This window comes from Kroppenstedtia sanguinis, from assembly GCF_050433445.1.
Classification (GTDB): Bacteria; Bacillota; Bacilli; order Thermoactinomycetales; family DSM-45169; genus Kroppenstedtia; species Kroppenstedtia sanguinis.
In genome coordinates, this window is the sequence record NZ_JBNPXF010000032.1 from 14,652 (window position 1) to 30,587 (window position 15,936).

Annotated in this window: 16 protein-coding genes; 5 read left to right on the top strand and 11 right to left on the bottom strand. The window is 51.9% G+C overall.

Annotated elements, in window-relative coordinates; genetic code table 11:
* Positions 1-50 precede the first annotated feature (50 nt).
* Together JOD24_RS15035 and JOD24_RS15040 are read right to left on the bottom strand one after the other, a co-directional pair.
* Positions 51-1,034, bottom strand: a complete 984-nt coding sequence (locus JOD24_RS15035; RefSeq protein WP_429247256.1) for an NAD(P)H-quinone oxidoreductase — start codon at positions 1,032-1,034, stop codon at positions 51-53.
* 169 nt (positions 1,035-1,203) lie between these two features.
* The gene (locus JOD24_RS15040) at positions 1,204-1,896 is read right to left on the bottom strand and encodes a tetratricopeptide repeat protein (RefSeq protein WP_380164406.1); all 693 of its coding nucleotides are present in this window, start codon (positions 1,894-1,896) and stop codon (positions 1,204-1,206) included.
* Between the two features lie 798 nt (positions 1,897-2,694).
* On the opposite strand from JOD24_RS15040, the gene JOD24_RS15045 reads away from it, so the two are divergent.
* Positions 2,695-3,123 carry a TlpA family protein disulfide reductase gene (locus tag JOD24_RS15045; RefSeq protein ID WP_429247257.1) on the top strand — a complete coding sequence of 143 codons (429 nt, stop codon included), beginning with the start codon at positions 2,695-2,697 and terminating at the stop codon, positions 3,121-3,123.
* A gap of 39 nt (positions 3,124-3,162) precedes the next feature.
* Positions 3,163-3,945, top strand: coding sequence for an undecaprenyl-diphosphate phosphatase (locus JOD24_RS15050; RefSeq protein WP_429247258.1), 783 nt, complete (start codon positions 3,163-3,165; stop codon positions 3,943-3,945).
* 40 nt (positions 3,946-3,985) lie between these two features.
* Here JOD24_RS15050 and JOD24_RS15055 read toward each other — a convergent pair whose 3' ends face one another.
* The 4 genes from JOD24_RS15055 to JOD24_RS15070 all read right to left on the bottom strand — a co-directional run bounded on the left by JOD24_RS15055 (position 3,986) and on the right by JOD24_RS15070 (position 6,243).
* On the bottom strand, positions 3,986-4,303 hold the full coding sequence (locus JOD24_RS15055) for a cytochrome C oxidase subunit IV family protein (RefSeq protein WP_429247259.1): 318 nt from the start codon (positions 4,301-4,303) through the stop codon (positions 3,986-3,988).
* Between the two features lie 49 nt (positions 4,304-4,352).
* Positions 4,353-4,805 carry a VOC family protein gene (locus JOD24_RS15060; RefSeq protein ID WP_429247260.1) on the bottom strand — a complete coding sequence of 151 codons (453 nt, stop codon included), beginning with the start codon at positions 4,803-4,805 and terminating at the stop codon, positions 4,353-4,355.
* A gap of 331 nt (positions 4,806-5,136) precedes the next feature.
* Complete coding sequence (locus JOD24_RS15065) at positions 5,137-5,817, bottom strand: DUF1129 family protein (protein WP_429247261.1); 681 nt, start codon at positions 5,815-5,817, stop codon at positions 5,137-5,139.
* Between the two features lie 60 nt (positions 5,818-5,877).
* The gene (locus JOD24_RS15070) at positions 5,878-6,243 is read right to left on the bottom strand and encodes a PadR family transcriptional regulator (RefSeq protein ID WP_380164418.1); all 366 of its coding nucleotides are present in this window, start codon (positions 6,241-6,243) and stop codon (positions 5,878-5,880) included.
* Between the two features lie 127 nt (positions 6,244-6,370).
* Here JOD24_RS15070 and JOD24_RS15075 point away from each other — a divergent pair, with 127 nt between their 5' ends.
* Both JOD24_RS15075 and JOD24_RS15080 read left to right on the top strand, forming a co-directional pair.
* Positions 6,371-6,679 carry a PTS sugar transporter subunit IIB gene (locus JOD24_RS15075; protein WP_380164420.1) on the top strand — a complete coding sequence of 103 codons (309 nt, stop codon included), beginning with the start codon at positions 6,371-6,373 and terminating at the stop codon, positions 6,677-6,679.
* Between the two features lie 385 nt (positions 6,680-7,064).
* Positions 7,065-8,348, top strand: coding sequence for a PTS sugar transporter subunit IIC (locus JOD24_RS15080; RefSeq protein WP_429247262.1), 1,284 nt, complete (start codon positions 7,065-7,067; stop codon positions 8,346-8,348).
* A gap of 1 nt (position 8,349) precedes the next feature.
* Here JOD24_RS15080 and JOD24_RS15085 read toward each other — a convergent pair whose 3' ends face one another.
* Complete coding sequence (locus JOD24_RS15085; RefSeq protein WP_429247263.1) at positions 8,350-9,159, bottom strand: MBL fold metallo-hydrolase; 810 nt, start codon at positions 9,157-9,159, stop codon at positions 8,350-8,352.
* A 264-nt stretch (positions 9,160-9,423) separates the two neighbouring features.
* Here JOD24_RS15085 and JOD24_RS15090 point away from each other — a divergent pair, with 264 nt between their 5' ends.
* Positions 9,424-10,374 (top strand): sporulation protein, encoded by a 951-nt coding sequence (locus JOD24_RS15090; RefSeq protein WP_429247264.1) that lies wholly within the window; start codon positions 9,424-9,426, stop codon positions 10,372-10,374.
* A 77-nt stretch (positions 10,375-10,451) separates the two neighbouring features.
* Here the strand turns inward: JOD24_RS15090 and JOD24_RS15095 are convergent, their stop codons facing one another.
* From JOD24_RS15095 to JOD24_RS15110, 4 genes are read right to left on the bottom strand one after another with little or no spacing between them, the layout of a single operon-like run.
* Entirely contained in the window at positions 10,452-11,606 is a 1,155-nt protein-coding gene (locus JOD24_RS15095) for a mannitol-1-phosphate 5-dehydrogenase (RefSeq protein ID WP_380164428.1), read from the bottom strand.
* Between the two features lie 2 nt (positions 11,607-11,608).
* On the bottom strand, positions 11,609-12,046 hold the full coding sequence (locus tag JOD24_RS15100) for a PTS mannitol transporter subunit IIA (RefSeq protein ID WP_380164430.1): 438 nt from the start codon (positions 12,044-12,046) through the stop codon (positions 11,609-11,611).
* Between the two features lie 2 nt (positions 12,047-12,048).
* Entirely contained in the window at positions 12,049-14,157 is a 2,109-nt protein-coding gene (locus tag JOD24_RS15105) for a BglG family transcription antiterminator (protein WP_429247265.1), read from the bottom strand.
* Between the two features lie 28 nt (positions 14,158-14,185).
* Positions 14,186-15,616 carry a PTS mannitol transporter subunit IIBC gene (locus JOD24_RS15110; RefSeq protein WP_429247266.1) on the bottom strand — a complete coding sequence of 477 codons (1,431 nt, stop codon included), beginning with the start codon at positions 15,614-15,616 and terminating at the stop codon, positions 14,186-14,188.
* Positions 15,617-15,936: the final 320 nt, after the last annotated feature.

Below are 15,936 nucleotides of genomic sequence, written 5' to 3' on the forward strand. Positions count from 1 at the left end.
AAGTGTAAACTTACGACCCTGTGGCGGCGGGTCGGAGAAAGGCTGATGAATTACTCCACTTGCAACACGATCTTCCCGATATTCCGATTCTCTTCCATATAGCGGTGGGCTTCCCGGACCTCATCCCAGGGGAATACGCGGTCCAAGATCGGTTGGAGTCTCCCCTCTTCGAAGAGGGGAAGTGCCGTCTCGGCAAAGTTACGGGTAAGCCGCTTTTTGTAGTCCAGACTGCGGGAGCGAAGAGTAGTTCCCATCACTTGCAGACGTTTGGCCAAGATAGGGCCGAGACTAAATTTTTCCGGGCGGGTTCCCCCCAGGGTACTGATCAAAATCAGCTTGCCATCCATCCCCAGGCAGTCGACGTTTTGTTCCCAGTAGGATGCCCCCACAAAATCCAGGATCAGCTGTACCCCTTCCCTTCCCGTCGCTTCTTGAACTGCGGGAGCGAAGGGACCCTCTTTGTAGTTGAGTGCCAGATCCGCCCCGAGAGAAAGGCAAGCCTCCAGCTTCTCCTTAGAACCAGCAGTGGTGAAAACCCTGGCTCCATGGGACTTGGCCAACTGGATCGCCGCTGTTCCCACTCCGCTGGCTCCGGCGTGAATCAATACCCGATCCCTTTTTTGCAAGTCACCCAACCAGAACAAAGCTTGATAAGCGGTCAGGAACACTTCGGCAATCGCTGCCGCCTCCACCATGTTTAATCGCTCTGGAACCGGGAGGGCCATCTGTGCGGGGATGACTGCATACTCCGCATACCCGCCGCCTGGCAGCAGACCGAACACCCGATCTCCCACTTTCCAGTCCCGACACTTTGCTCCCACTTCTTCCACCACTCCCGCCATCTCCAATCCCAGAATCGGACTGGCACCTGGCGGTGGTGGGTAGTTTCCTTCCCGCTGCATGAGGTCGGCCCGGTTGAGAGCGGTGGCTTGCACCCGGACCAATAATTCGTCTTCGGCAGGCCGGGGGAGGGGCGCCTCTCCCAACTCCAACTGTTCCGGCCCACCGGGTTGGTTCACGATGACTGCGCGCATGACTGAATCCTCCTTGGAATAGGGTGAGGAGGGAAGGAGGTCTCATGACGTTTCGCTTTTCCGAACTGTCACAGTCGCTCCTCCCCAGTCACCCTGTGCAACGTGCCTTTAGGTTGAGATAACTCTGAGCCGATCCAATCGCCCCCAACGGGGCTCAATCGACTCCCATCTAACCCGCCTGATAACTGACGGAGGCCTCTAGCTGCTGGAAAGCCTCCTCATACCGACCCGCCTCGGCCAAGCGCTCCCCTTGCCCCCAGGCGATCTCATCCACCTCAGCCACGGTTTCCCGCAATCGACGGAAGGTTTCTACTGCCTGTTGCCAATTGCCATCCTCCCCGTAAAACAGGGCTAATTGGTGTATGGCGTAAGACAGACCTGGTCCCGCGAGGTTGCGCCCATCCTCCGGCCCCAACTCCCGAAACCGCTGCTCTTCCTGTCGAATGATCTCTTCCAATCCGGCATAGGCCGTTTCTTTTTGACCCAGACGGAAACGATAATAGGTGAGGTAGACTTCCAGGTGGATCCGGCTCATCATATACCCCATCGACTCCGGAAACTCCTGCAGGGCTGTGTCCATTTTCTTTTCCGCTTGTGCAAAATCCTCTTGTTCTGCATCCATTTCTGCCATCTCCACGAGACTGCGTACATAGGCGAAGTGAAGGTTTTCATTCTCAGAGGGACCCTGTTCGGCAATGGATTGAAACAATGGATAGGCGAGACCCTTCAATCCCCGTTGCATACAGGTGACAGCGATTAGCATCCGCGAGTTCAACTGGTCGAACTCGTCAAAAATACTACTGGGCAACAAATGCCCGATCTGTTGCCGGGCCGACTCTTTCAGATCCTCCAGATGTGTCATGCAACTCCCTCCAGCCAAAGGACGGTCCGTTGCAACGAACCGTTATTTTTATCTCCATTGTAGCAAAAATGCCGGCGAACCCGTCCCTTACCTTGTGACAACCGGAAGGCGATCTCTCTACTCATCCAATCGAAGTGTTGTGATAACCTGTGGGATGGGATTTCACCTATCGTTTTCGTTGTTCTACCGATCCAAAATCACTCCATGTGAAACCCCACCCTCCCTGCATAGCATGGGGAGCGAAGAGACCCTAAGCACGACTTGTGTCCTGTAGGTATGACGACTTTTTCACAACACGTCTAGAATATGGTGGAGAACCGGGGCTTATACAGATGGAATCTTTTGTCCTCAAGAGACTATGTATAGATAAAGAGGACACGCCCATGGACTTCGAAGTGAACCTTGTGTTAGGGTAAGCATGTTAAAAAGGCACAGGCGTGTTGATTAGCCCTATTTTTTAGGTAGGAGATCAGGTCGGGATGAGGGGACGGTGAAGAGCCTTTGCACCCATAGGGCACAAGTCTCGCCAGGGTCGCTTTCCGCTCCCGGGTCTCGCTATGCGTTCTTTACAAGAGATCGGAGCCGTCCCCCCATCCCCGTCCCCTCAAGCCATATTTTATGATGGGGGAGTAATGGGAGGAGCGAAAAGATCGTTTCGTTCGCGCCATCCATTTCCTGGTTAATCAACAGCTCTGAAAAAAACAGTCCCTATAACGGACCGGGCCCTATGGTTTTTCTGTCTCCGTTTTGCTTTGGCTCTCCTGCAGATATCAAAAAGGTGGAAAGGAGGTGGGATCCATGCCTTCAGTGAAAGCTCCCGACTTCTGCCTCCCCGACCTGGACGACAATCGGATCTGTCTGAAAGATCTGCGAGGAAAGGTGATTCTCCTTTCTTTTTGGGTAACTTGGTGTCCCTCTTGCCAGGCGGACCTCCCCCAGAAGGAAATCTTCGCCCGCTCGCTGGATTCTTCTCGTTTTTCCTTTTTCACGGTCAATGTTACAGGCCGGGAGGCAGATCCCCAGCAGGTGAAACCCTTCATCCAGGAACGCGGATACCGTTTTCCCGTATTGCTGGATGAGGGCCGTTCCACTTATGACGCCTATGGTCTCACCTCGGTCCCTTCCTCCGTCCTGATCGACCGGGAAGGAAATTTAGCAGGCCGTTTTGACGAAGAGACCTCGTTTATAGAAGTGGTGAACGCCATCGGTCACCTGCTCGATCGTTAATCTTCCTACCCGCCACCTAATGGGCGAAGGGGGTTCTCCATGGATTGGTTGGAAGCCACGGTGTTGGGCATCATCCAGGGACTGACTGAATTCCTGCCCGTTAGCAGCACCGGTCATCTGTATCTCGGCAGGCATCTGTTTGGGTTGGACGAGGCGGGGTTGTTCCTAGACACGATGCTCCACCTCGGTACTCTGATCGCTGTCTTGGTGGTATACCGGGAGGAAATCCTTTTCCTCCTGAAAAATCCCTTCAGTCGCATGGGCGGACTTTTGCTAGCAGGAACCCTCCCCACGGCGATCATCGGACTCGCTTTTAAAGATTTCTTTGAAGAGATCTCGGAAACCGGGGTCACCATCGGATGGGAGTTCCTCGCTACCGGTCTGATCCTGTGGCTCTCCGACAACTGGAAACGGCACGGCTATAAACAACTGGAAGAGATTTCTTATGCGGATGCCGCTTTTATCGGTGTTTGGCAAGGCGCAGCGATTCTGCCGGCCATCTCCCGCTCCGGACTCACGATTGCCGCTGCCTTGTTTCGCCGCATCGACAAATCCACTGCCGCCCATTTTTCCTTTTTTCTATCGATCCCTGCGATCACCGGAGCCCTGCTCCTGCAGTTTGTCGATCTAGTATCAGGACAGACCCAAGTGCTTCCGCTCAGCTCCTTATTGATGGCCACCCTCATGTCCGCTCTATTTGGCTATCTGGCTGTCCGCTGGATGATCAACCTGCTAAAGCGTGGCTCCCTCAAGATCTTCGCCATCTATGTCTGGGCGATGGGATTCGTAGTCCTCTTTTTCCAGTGGACTGGCCGCTTTTGACATGGAAAACCCTCTCCCCACAGGAGAGGGTTTGAAATCTTTACACCCAGAAGAGCATGGCGATAATCGCTGTTGCGGCGACGATACAACCGCTCCCCATAAACACCGTCGCGGATAGGTACCCTTTGAAATCGAGGTGCATAAAGCTGAACAGTTGCATCAGGACCTGCAGGGCAGCCAATAGAAGAATCACTGGAATGAGCAGATTCCCCGGCAAGAGGTTCATTCCCACCAATGCAAAGGAAACCCCTGTAAACAGAAGCATCCAGACAACGGACCCGAAATACTTTCCTTCCCCTTCCCGCCCTTTGCGGATCATGGATCTCTGTTCCACTCCGGTTTTTTCCGTTTCTGCCATGGCGTTTCCCCACTCCTTCCTGAGCATCGTTCACGGAATTATTATATAATTATGACTCATGATTGGCACCCGTGTCAATGGATGGCCTGGAATGGAATAGGTATGAGGGACTGTACACCACTTCCAATTTCAACCGAAATGGATCTTCAAAAAAGACCGCATAGTATTCCATCTCTTCATGAAATTGCGCCGGACTTTGATAGAGCCTGGAAATCCCACGCTTTTCGAGAAAGGCGGCCGTTCGATCCACATCCTCCTGGCATTCAGCCTGAAAGGCGATATGGTTCAACCCCGGCTGTTTCCGATGAAATCCCGCAACAGCAAAGGTCGGTTCACACTGAACGAGACATAATTTCATCCGCCCATTCCCATACAAAACCCACTCCCGGTTCTCTATTTCCTTGGCAAATCCGAGAAACGTCATCAGTGGATCGTAAAAACTAATCGCTTTTTTCAAATCAGACACATTGTAATCAAGATGAGAAAAACCAACACAGATCATCCCTCGCCCCTCCTTCATATGATGTGATTTCTCACATACCTTTTCCCGGGAAATGAACTGAAACAGGGAATCAGTTGCTTACAGACGTGTTGATTATCCATATTTTAGGGAGTAATCAGGTCGGTCTGGTTGGAGGGTAAAGAGCCTTTGCACCCATAGGGCACAAGTCTCGCCAGGGTCGCTTTCCGCTCCCGGGTCTCGCTATGCGTTCTTGGCAAGAGATCGTAGCCGTCCCACCAGCCCCGTCCCTCAAGCCATATTTTACGATGAGGGCAATAGGAAGAGCGAAAGGGTCGTTTCCTTCCCATCATCCACTTTATTCCTGAGTTGCTTAAAAATCTAGTTTCCTGATCCACACCCTGTGAACCGAGTAAAACACCATCCACAGGATCATACTCATCACCGGAGACAGGGAGAGGGTAGGGAGGGACAACCAGCGATCCAGCCAAAACCCAAACAACCCAAACAACCCGAATCCCGCCGCAAAGGTAAAACCAAATTTCAAATTCTGCCGGACGCCCTTTTCTTCTTCACTGAAAACCGTCTTTTGGATATGACGAAAAACCCATTGGACAAAGAAAAACAACCCCAAATTTTGAAGCACGAACAGAAGGGAGAGTTGATCCGGTCGGTAATCCTCACGGAAGGGAAGTTCCAGCGACTGAAGAATGAATCCCAAAACTCCATGAACAAAAAATGTCCAGGTGAAACCCAACCAAGTGATGAAAAGAATTTCTTTCCCCAGAGAACCCCATTCCCGCCGGGGCATGGCCGTCACCAATTCCTCACAATATCCCTCCGGATCGGGGCCGAAGACTTCCCGTGCGGTTTTCCCTTGCTTCTCCGCCTCCAGTAGGTGCCCCAACCATTCCAGCAACAATTCTTCCGACTGACGTTGAGGAACGGAACTAGAACGAAGATAAAGTAACATTTTTTCATAATACTCTCGGTTTTCCGGAGTCAGTTTTTCACGAAACCGATGGTTCATTTGAATCATCTCATCTGTGTTCATCCAAACTCAACCTCCTTGAGAAACTAACTTGCAAAACAAGATAGTTGATCAAAAATAATATCACTTCCCTTTCCCTTGAATCACGCGATTTACAGCAGAACTCAACTCGGTCCACTGTTGACGAAAGCGCATCAATTGAGCAGTACCTGCTTCAGTTAGTTGATAATATTTCCGTGGCGGACCTCCGCTAGGCGATTTATGTAGGGTGCCCTGGATCAGGTTCTCCTTTTGCAGGCGTAACAGGAGAGGGTAGATACTTCCCTCACTTACTTCCGGAAATCCGTATCGTTGCAACCGCAGGCTGAGCTCATACCCGTACACCTCTCCTTCTTCGATCACCGCAAGGATGCAACCTTCCATGATCCCCTTCAACATTTGACTGTAACTAGAGATGGAGACTCCTCCTCCCGGTATACTATCTTGCATCACAAGATAGTTGAATTGTATATGAGAAAAGGCGCCAAATCAACCTCTCCCGATTTTCCCAGCATGGAGACGTAATTTTCAACATATCGAATATATTGAACGCATTTCAAGAGGAGGAGATAGGCATATGAAGGTATTGTTCGTATGTTCAGGGGGTATGTCCAGTGCGATTGTGGTACAGGCGTTAAAAAAGGAGGGGGAAAAGCAGGGAGTCCCGCTAGATGTACAAGCCGTGGGAACGAGCGATGTGGAAGCTGAATTGAAGAAAGGATGGGATCTAGTAATGGTTGCACCCCAGGTGAGGCATCGGATGGAATCGATACAGAAAGCAGCGGAGCAAGCTTCGGTACCTTGTGGCGCCATTCCCCCCCAGGCTTATACACCTCTAGGCGGTCCGATCTTGCTGAAAACCGTCAAACAGCTTATGGATGTCTAAAGGGAGGGTGGGGTTTCACATGGAGTGATTTTGAATCGGTAGAACAACGAAAACGTCATGTGAACCCATCCTGATCGTCTGCAAACCTGAGCGGTTGATTCACCGTGTGCTACCAAAGCGACCTGATGTACCATAGGCACTATAATCTGAAATCGTGGTCGTACCATGAGCACTACAATCTAATGGGTTGAAGCCGCGAGATAGTGATCCTTCTCAGCGGAAAAATCTTACGGGAGGGCGTTTAGGGGCAACATTCTTCCTTGGGTTGCTGACCTCCCGGTTCACTTCCTTGCAAGATGGCAGGGTCCCGGGGTAGAACACGATCTCCCCATTTAAATATCGCTAATCGTCTTCAAACACATCTTGAAAGAGAGGGTGAGCCTCTATGAATGGTTTCGTCTCGTTTTTGGATAAAAAATTGTCTGGACCGATGGCCAGACTGTCGGAACAACGCCATCTGCAGGCGATTCGAGATGGAGTGATTTCGGCACTTCCCTTTATTATTGTCGGCAGTTTTTTCCTGATCATCGCCTTTCCTCCACTGCCAAAGGATTCCTTCATTTCCCAATGGGCCGCTGCACATGTAGACGAGATCTTGATCCCCTACCGAGTAACCATGTTTATCATGTCCCTGTATATCGCATTCGGAGTCGGATACAATCTCGCCAAAAGTTATGAGCTGGATCCCCTGTCAGGAGCACAGACCGCAGTGGCGGCCTTGCTTTTGACCATCACACCCCAACTGATCAAAGATCTGGGATTTGTACTCCCTATGGATAACCTGGGGGGACACGGCCTGTTTGTAGCAATGTTGGTCTCCATCCTGTCAGTAGAGATCCTGCGCTTTTGCAAAGGGAGCAAACTGACGATCAGAATGCCAGCACAAGTTCCTGCCTCGGTGTCTCGTTCCTTTGAAGCGCTGATTCCCGTGGCATTGGTGGTTCTCCTCATGTCTTTGATCACTGTGGTTTTAGACATCGACCTGCATCAGATCGTGGACAAAGCCGTCGCCCCCTTGGTAAAGGCAGGGGACAGTATTGTCGGTGTCTGGATTCCCGTTTTTCTGATCACTTTCTTTTGGGCCTTTGGGATTCACGGAGTCTCTGTTGTCGGCACCGTCGCGCGTCCGGTATGGGAGGTATATCTCTTCAATAACGCCGACGCAGTCGCCTCCGGCGCCTCCCATATCCCCCATATCGCTCCGGAAACCTTTTACCAGTGGTTTATCTGGATTGGAGGCTCAGGTGCAACGCTGGGCTTGTTACTGGCGATGTTGCTATTCTCCAAATCAAAATACTCCAAGACCCTCTCCAGAGCTTGTCTCGTTCCGGGAATCTTCAACATCAATGAACCGGTGATTTTCGGTGTACCCATCGTCTTAAACCCGATCATGATCATTCCCTTTGTGATCACGCCTCTGATCACCGCAACTCTATCCTATGTGGTTACGGCCATCGGTTGGGTCACCCCCACCTTCATCCAGCCCCCTTGGACCTTACCCGCCCCGATCGGTGCCTATTTGGCAACCGGGGGAGATTGGAGAGCCATTCTGCTGGTGCTGATCAATATCGCCATCTCTTTTTGTATCTATCTTCCCTTTTTCAAAATATACGATCGCAAAATGATGGATATGGAAACCGACGGAGGCACCGAGCCACACTCCGCCTGATTCAGACTCCTTCTTCCTGGAGAATCCTACGAATCAGATGAACCGGTGACAATTCCCCTGCAGAAAACCAGACGACTCCCGGTTGTTTTTTCAACAGCCGGGAAGCGATCTCCTTGGGGCGGGCGCCTTGTCGGTGCAGACCCAGGGTCTCTTCACGAAGCCAATCCAAAAAATCCAGTTTCTTTTCCAGGGACTTCACTCCCTCTGGGACGATCCCGGCATGGGAACAAAACACCCTCCGAATCGGAAATGTCAACAAGCGCCGGATCGAGTTTGACATCTCTGCCAGGGATTCTTCCCGCAGCCCATAATTCAAGCGGGTGCCAAGAAACAGATCCCCAGTAAAGGCCCAGCCTTGCTCTTCTTCCACCCAAGCGATGTGATCCTCCGCATGACCCGGAGTCGGAACCGCGCGAAAGCGAAACCGATCCGTCTCAATCACATCCCGTACTTCCCCTGGAACCGGATCGATCGAACCCCAAATCCGTCTCCGATAAAAGGGAATCCGAGGTGGATTGGACAAAATCTCTGCGGTCCGTTTTCCCATCCAGATCGGAATCCGACCCTGACCTGACAAAAGGCCTGCATTGCCGCTGTGGTCCTCATGGAAATGAGTGAGAGCAATGAACTGAGGTTGCATCTCTTCCGCAAACTGCTTCACTTCTTTTCGAAATCGTTGCGGTCCAGTTTCCAACAACAGCCCATCCACATGATAGACCCAGATGCGAAAGCCATTGCCAAAGAAATTAAATTTGAACTGAAGAGCGTCCACTTCCCCTTGCTGTGTCCGTTGAATCTGTAACTTACTCATCCTATTCACACTCTCATCATTTTTCAGAATACAGAATCCGTAGCACAATCACTAACTTCTGTCGCCATAATCATTGTCTATGATACTACAAAGTACTCTCCATTCATACTGCCCATTTGCCAACCTTTCCTCCCTCAGTCCGACAAAGGGCATCCTTCGCCTATGTCCAATTCACTATTTTGACTACAGCACGATGCCTTTTCCCCCGGAATTGGGTATATTGAGCTAGTCACTAAAGAACTCAACTTTATGGGAGGGTGTGCCTTGATAAAAAATCTGATGGCCAAACTGGGTAAAGGCGGAGCCAAAGTAGACCTGGTCCTGGAGAAGGAAGATTATCTTCCAGGTGAAGAGATGAAGGGGGAACTCCAGATCCAGGGGGGAACCGTCGATCAGCAGATCAACCAGATCCAAGTCGATCTTAAGATCAGTGTCCGTGTAAAGGAGAAGACCCTGTCCCAAACCATCCAAAGCTTCCCTTTTCAACAAGCTTTTACGGTACAATCCGCCGAACGTCGTAGCTTTCCTTTCCAGTACAGACTGCCAGAAGATCTGCCCATCTCAGGAAACAACGTCTTCTACACCCTGGATACCCGCTTGGATATTGCCGCTGGTGTCGATCATCTCGATCACGACATCATCCGGATCCATCCGCCCCAGCCCTTGCAGAAAGTGCTAGATATCTTCTCTCGACTCGGATTCCGGGAAAAACATGATTCCCGCTCTTTCACCGGACAGACCCAAGAATTCGAATTGTTTCCGACGGATTTTCTCCAAGGACAGGTAGAGGAAGTGGAATTTATCGCTGCTTTGGAGGACTCCGGGCTCCGGCTTCTCCTGGAAGTAGATGTGTTCACCGGATTTGGCAAGCAGGAGGCACGCAGAGAGCTCTTCCTCGAAAACGAGCTTTTGGATGATGAAACCCATCTGCAAGAGTATCTGCGGGAAGTGCTCACAGAGATGGTCAACAATCCTTCCTCTATGCCACATCCATCCATGCAGAGTCATGCCGCCAAAAGTGGGCCTAATTGGGGAGGCATGGTCGGAGGTTTCGCTGCTGGAATTTTAGGCGGTATGGTCCTCTCTGAATTGGCGGATGGGGGCTTGGACGGTCTCTCTGAAACGATTGAAGAAGCTACTGATTTTGACCTCCCTGACGGCGGCGAATTGATGGGTGACATGGGAGACTTTTTTGGTGGAGATGACGAGGATTGACATGCAAAGAAAAAGAAGCCCGTTGCTGGCTTCTTTTTCTTTGCGATACATATTTAAATTGTCAGCGGATGATCGGTTCACGCCTCTGGCTCAAGCTTCTGATATTGTTCCTGCACCTGTCGTACCAAGGGATGATCCGGAGAAATCTCAGCGATCTTTTCCAGCGCTCCGGTCACTCCCCCTTCTTTGATGAGCTGTTGCAACTCCACCGCTTCCGGATCCGCCGCATCGGCAAATCGGAGGGCGGCGGCGATGCCGATAGCGAGATGGTCTGGCGAGGTCCCACGCTCCAGGATCTGGAGAGCAGGTCCCAGCAAGCGGTCTTCCCGACCCAACTTCCGAATCGGAGAGCGGCCGACCCGGTTCACCGGATCGATCAGATGAGGATTTTGGAATCGCATCAGAATGTCTTCGATGTATTTCCGGTGATCTTTCGGGTCAAATCCGTATTTTTGCACGAGGAGTTGACCGGTCTCCTTCAACACACCGCGGACGGTTTCCCGCACCGTGGAATCGGCGATCGCTTCCTGGACTGTGGCATATCCCCGAAGATAACCCAGATAAGCACAGACCGCATGGCCCGTATTCACCGTAAACAGTTTCCGTTCGATGTAGGGCGCAAGCCCCTCCACATAGGTCACCCCTTCGATGGAGGGGACGTCACCTTTCGCTCCGCGCAGGTCAACGACCCATTCATAATAGGGCTCCACTGCCACTTCCAGCAGATCGGATCCCTTTTGTTCCGGTACAATCCGGTCGACAGCCGCATCAGGAAAGCCGATCCTGGAATCCATTTCCTGCCGCTCCTCATCTGTCATCTCAGCGGTGACCAAGGTTTTCAAAAGACTGGATCCACCCAACATATTCTCACAGGCGATCACGTTCAGAGGATGGCCCCCCTTTTGAAGGCGTAGGCGCAACCCATCAGCTAGAAGCGGGGCCACCCCCTTCAGCACATTGGGACCCACTGCCGTGGTCACCACATCCGCCCCGGCGATCGCTTCGATCACTCGTTCCGGTTCGGTTTTACTGTTGAGAGCCGTCACATGGTTCACGTCGATCTTCTCTTCCACATCCCCCAGCAGGCGAACTGTGTAGGCTCCTCGCTCCCGGAGTGCATCCACCAGGGATGGCTGAATATCGACGAAACAAACTTCGTATCCCGACCGGCTCAACAAAGCCCCGACAAACCCTCTCCCGATATTGCCTGCACCAAAATGAACCGCCCGCATGATCAATTCACCTCGTCGAAGAGGGATAGGAGTTCCGCTTTGGATTGAGCGTGAACCATTTTGTCCACGTTTTCCTCTTCAGTGCAGACCAGGGCGATTTTGGAGAGAATCTCCATGTGCTCGTCTCCCTTTCCGGCGATGCCGATGAGAATTTTCGCCGTCTGTCCCTCTCCGAAGTCGACGCCCTTGGGAACCTGGAGAATGGAGATCCCAGAACGCAGGATATTCTCTTTCCCCTCTTCAGTCCCGTGGGGAATCGCAACGGAATTTCCGATATAGGTGGTCAGAGACTGTTCCCGTTCCAGCATCCGGTCAATATAAGTGGGTTCTACACAGCCCTGATCCACGAGCAACTGTCCCACCAGACGAATCGCCTCCTCCTTGTTCTTCGCTTCTGCATTCAATTGGACCATCTCTTCTGTCAAGATTGAGTGGCTCATCGTCATACGCTCCTTTGTTCTTCAATCTGATCATAAATATAACGGTTGAGATGCTCTGTGAGATAATCACGGATCTGCTCTTCATCCTTGGACTGAAAGACAGCCAGACTTTGTGGGCTTTCAATGATCAGTACACTGATTCGACTCAACAGATCCGACACGACCTTCCGGATCTCCTCCGGTGCCAGCAGGATTAGCAGATGGTCCATCCCCATGGGGTTCCCATCCATCCCTTCCACCGGCATCGAATCGGTCAAATGATACATGGTAAAGGAAGGGCGGAGAATCTCCTCGCTTCGGGTATGGAAGAGAGCCATAGACGTCCCGGGAATCCCCAGTCCCCCATCCTCCGCCCGTTCCAACAACCGGTCCACCACAAGGTTCCGATCCCGGAGTACCCCGGATTTCTCCAGCTCCCCGCAGACCCGTGCCAACAGGCTCTCCAGGGGTTCCGCAGGCAGTGAGGAGAGGGTGAATCCCTTCACCAACTCCAGGGTGCTCTGGATCAGACATTGGATATTTTCCAGCTGATCCACCGTCTGCTGTCCGCTCTTTCCTTCCGCCACCTGCTCCCGGGACGCCTCCCCAGTAAAATGCCACATGCGTTCATCCAGGTAAGACCGGATTTTAGCCACATCCTCCTCGGTCAGATAGGGATGAACCCGCAGGACATCCACCTCATCCGACTCCAGAGGGATCGTGGAGATCACCAAATCATATTCTGACCCATCCCATTGTTGCAGCTCAAACAGGGAAGCGTTCCGGATCCGTCTGATTTCCGGAAACTGCGCCTGTAATTGACTGACCAGGAGCTTGGAAGTTCCGATCCCGCTGGCACAGACGACCAAGACATGAAGGGAGTGGCCCCGTCTTTTCCGCGCAAGGGCGGATCCGAAATGCATCACCAGGTATCCGATCTCCTCTTGGGGAACCCGATATTGGGGGAACACTCCACGGATCGCCTGTTCGACGGCGGCAAACACTTCCGGGTAATCCTGTTCGATCCGGGACAGCAAGGGGTTGTAGATCGGCAGTTTCAATTTCATACGGTAAACCGCCCGTTCTAGATGGGCCGCCAGTCCCTGCATCAGGGATGAATCTTCGGCAAGGGACACATTTAAGGTTTGCTCCACCCGTCGAATCAGTTCCCGGGCTTCCTCCACCGCCGTCGCCCCAACCTCGGATTCCAACCAATTTTGCCGATCGCTTCCCAGTTTAGCACCCCGCAGATGAAGCGTGAGGTTCGCCACCTCGGACTCCGGAAATTTCTGTTGGAATTCAGATTCCAACCGGCTCGCAATCCGGGCGGCGATCTCGTATTCCCGTGACATCTGCAGTTCATGGAGCAGATGGGAGCCGAAGGAGAGTGTCTCCCCCTGCTCAATCCGCTCCACCGCCAGCGCCAGATGGACCACTAACCCGATATAAGCGCTATCTGCCAGCGAATAGGGGAGATGACCGATCTCCTCCTTCACCGCTTCCTCCACCGTACTCAGTTTCTCCCGTTCCACCATCCCCAGCAACCGTTCCCTGACGAGATCCGAGTAATTCCCGGATTTGCGCTGTAAAGATCGCTTCAACATCCCCAAGATTTCCGCCTCATCAAAATGCTCAGCGAGCAGAGAACGGATGGCCGCCCGTCGATCTTTTTCTTTTCCCGTAATCTGAACGCCCCAACCCCGTTTTCTCACGAGTGTCAAAGCAAAGGATTCCAGCCAGCCTTTGACTTGGGACAGATCTTGGCTGACCGTGGCGGAACTGATATGAAGATCCCGGGCGAGAGTAAACAGCTTGATCGGTTCCGAGGTGACAAGCAAAGTACACAACAACAGGGTTTTTCGCTCATCCGGTGTAAACTCTGTTTCCGGTTGCTCCGCCAATGCGGACCGAAGTGCTTCCAGACCCGCCGGATCTCCTTCCAAAGAGATGCCGACCCCCGTTTTCTTCCGCAGGATCAGACCCATCCCGTCCAAAGAGGCTTCCACCCCCGCCAGATCCCGATGGATGGTCCGTTCGCTGACCCCCAGGGTTTCAGCCAACTCTTTGACAGTCACCGGGTCAGATTCCATCAGCAAACGAATGAGATTACGCTCTCTGGATGAAAAGTTCATGGCCTTCACCAGCCTATAGGTATTACCTTCAGTCTTCTTTTAACCGGGAAATCAATGCATCGTATTCCGGGCTGTTCAGGAAATTATCCACGGAGATGTGACTAGCCTTGGGAAGCTTTTCTTTGGCCCGATCGGTCAAGTTCTTATGGGTGACAACCACATCCGCATCCTTTGGCAATTGATTGATAGAAGTGTTGGTCACTTCGATATCCAGCCCGGCTTCTTTCACTTTCTTTTTCAGGATCGAAGCTCCCATGGCACTGGAACCCATCCCCGCATCACAGGCAAACACAATTTTGCGCACCGACTGATTCGATGTCAATACGGAGGTGGCGACGCTCTTTTTACCTTTCATAGCTTCCATGTTTTTGGTTGCTTCTTTCAAATCTCCCTCTTCATCACTGGAGCTCCGCTTCAAAAACAGAGCGGAAATCAGGAAGGAGATCACCGCTGCCACCAAGACACCGGCCAGAACACCGACATAACCACCGCGAGGAGTCATCGCCAACAGGGCGAAGATACTTCCTGGCGAAGGAACTGCCACCAGACCTGCATCAAACAGAGTAAAGGTAAAGACTCCCGCCATCCCGCCGCCGATAGCTGCCAGGAACAGAACCGGTTTCATCAGGATGTAAGGGAAATAGATCTCATGAATACCACCTAAGAATTGGATGATAGCTGCTCCGGAAGCCGACTGTTTGGCCGACCCTTGACCAAAGATCATGAAGGCTAGCAAAATGCCCAGCCCGGGTCCGGGGTTGGATTCCAGCATGAACAGGATCGATTTCCCTGTTTCTGCCGCCTGTTCGATTCCAACGGGACTCAATACCCCATGGTTGATGGCGTTGTTCAGGAAAAGCACTTTCGCCGGTTCGATAAAAATGCTGACCAATGGGAGCAGACCTGCATTCAGGATCGCTTCCACCCCGGCAGCCAAAAATTTGTTCAGCGCTGACACTACTGGCCCAATCCCCACATAAGCGGTCAAGGTGAGCAAACCGCCTATAATCCCGGCAGAGAAATTATTTACCAACATTTCAAAGCCGGAACGGATCTTACCTTCAAAGAGACGGTCCACTTGTTTGATGGCGAAGCCGCCTAAAGGACCCATCAACATCGCCCCGAGGAACATCGGAATATCGGCGCCGACGATTACCCCGATGGCAGCCGTAGTTCCCACCACACCTCCGCGGGCTCCATACACCATATTCCCACCGGTGAAGGCGATTAGCAACGGCAGTAGATACTTAATCATCGGATCGACCAATTTGGCTAAGTCTTCATTGGGAAGCCAGCCGGTCGGGATAAATAAAGCCGTGATCAGCCCCCAGGCGATAAACGCCCCAATGTTGGGCATGATCATCCCGCTCAAGTAACTTCCCATGCGTTGAACCTTCGCTTTCCAGTTCCCTTGAGCAGGTTCTTTCCCTGGGTTCATAGCTTGTTGATTTGCAGACATATTTGATCCTCCCCGTCTGTTTCTTTTTATCATAAAGCGCTTTCAAACCTAGGAGCAATCAAAACTAAACACAATTTCGTCACTTTTATTGTTGACATGATTGTGTTTGCTCAATCTCAAGGCAATCGGGGCGAAGGGGGCAGGATAAAAACGGCAGCCACTCGGTGAAATTTCCGAACAACAAAAAAACAGGAGGGATTTTAAATTTGAAATAGAATTATTTTTTCAGGCGTGTTGATTAGCCATATTTTGGGTGGGGAGATCGTGTTCACCCACGCGACCGTTGCCATCCGGCAAGGAAGTGAAAACTGGCCGCTTCA

Coding starts and splice junctions, on each gene's coding strand:
- JOD24_RS15035 (WP_429247256.1), bottom strand. CDS start 1,034: ATGCGCGCAGTCATCGTGAACCAACCCGGTGGGCCGGAACAGTTGGAG.
- JOD24_RS15040 (WP_380164406.1), bottom strand. CDS start 1,896: ATGACACATCTGGAGGATCTGAAAGAGTCGGCCCGGCAACAGATCGGG.
- JOD24_RS15045 (WP_429247257.1), top strand. CDS start 2,695: ATGCCTTCAGTGAAAGCTCCCGACTTCTGCCTCCCCGACCTGGACGAC.
- JOD24_RS15050 (WP_429247258.1), top strand. CDS start 3,163: ATGGATTGGTTGGAAGCCACGGTGTTGGGCATCATCCAGGGACTGACT.
- JOD24_RS15055 (WP_429247259.1), bottom strand. CDS start 4,303: ATGGCAGAAACGGAAAAAACCGGAGTGGAACAGAGATCCATGATCCGC.
- JOD24_RS15060 (WP_429247260.1), bottom strand. CDS start 4,805: ATGATCTGTGTTGGTTTTTCTCATCTTGATTACAATGTGTCTGATTTG.
- JOD24_RS15065 (WP_429247261.1), bottom strand. CDS start 5,817: ATGAACACAGATGAGATGATTCAAATGAACCATCGGTTTCGTGAAAAA.
- JOD24_RS15070 (WP_380164418.1), bottom strand. CDS start 6,243: ATGCAAGATAGTATACCGGGAGGAGGAGTCTCCATCTCTAGTTACAGT.
- JOD24_RS15075 (WP_380164420.1), top strand. CDS start 6,371: ATGAAGGTATTGTTCGTATGTTCAGGGGGTATGTCCAGTGCGATTGTG.
- JOD24_RS15080 (WP_429247262.1), top strand. CDS start 7,065: ATGAATGGTTTCGTCTCGTTTTTGGATAAAAAATTGTCTGGACCGATG.
- JOD24_RS15085 (WP_429247263.1), bottom strand. CDS start 9,159: ATGAGTAAGTTACAGATTCAACGGACACAGCAAGGGGAAGTGGACGCT.
- JOD24_RS15095 (WP_380164428.1), bottom strand. CDS start 11,606: ATGCGGGCGGTTCATTTTGGTGCAGGCAATATCGGGAGAGGGTTTGTC.
- JOD24_RS15100 (WP_380164430.1), bottom strand. CDS start 12,046: ATGAGCCACTCAATCTTGACAGAAGAGATGGTCCAATTGAATGCAGAA.
- JOD24_RS15105 (WP_429247265.1), bottom strand. CDS start 14,157: ATGAACTTTTCATCCAGAGAGCGTAATCTCATTCGTTTGCTGATGGAA.
- JOD24_RS15110 (WP_429247266.1), bottom strand. CDS start 15,616: ATGTCTGCAAATCAACAAGCTATGAACCCAGGGAAAGAACCTGCTCAA.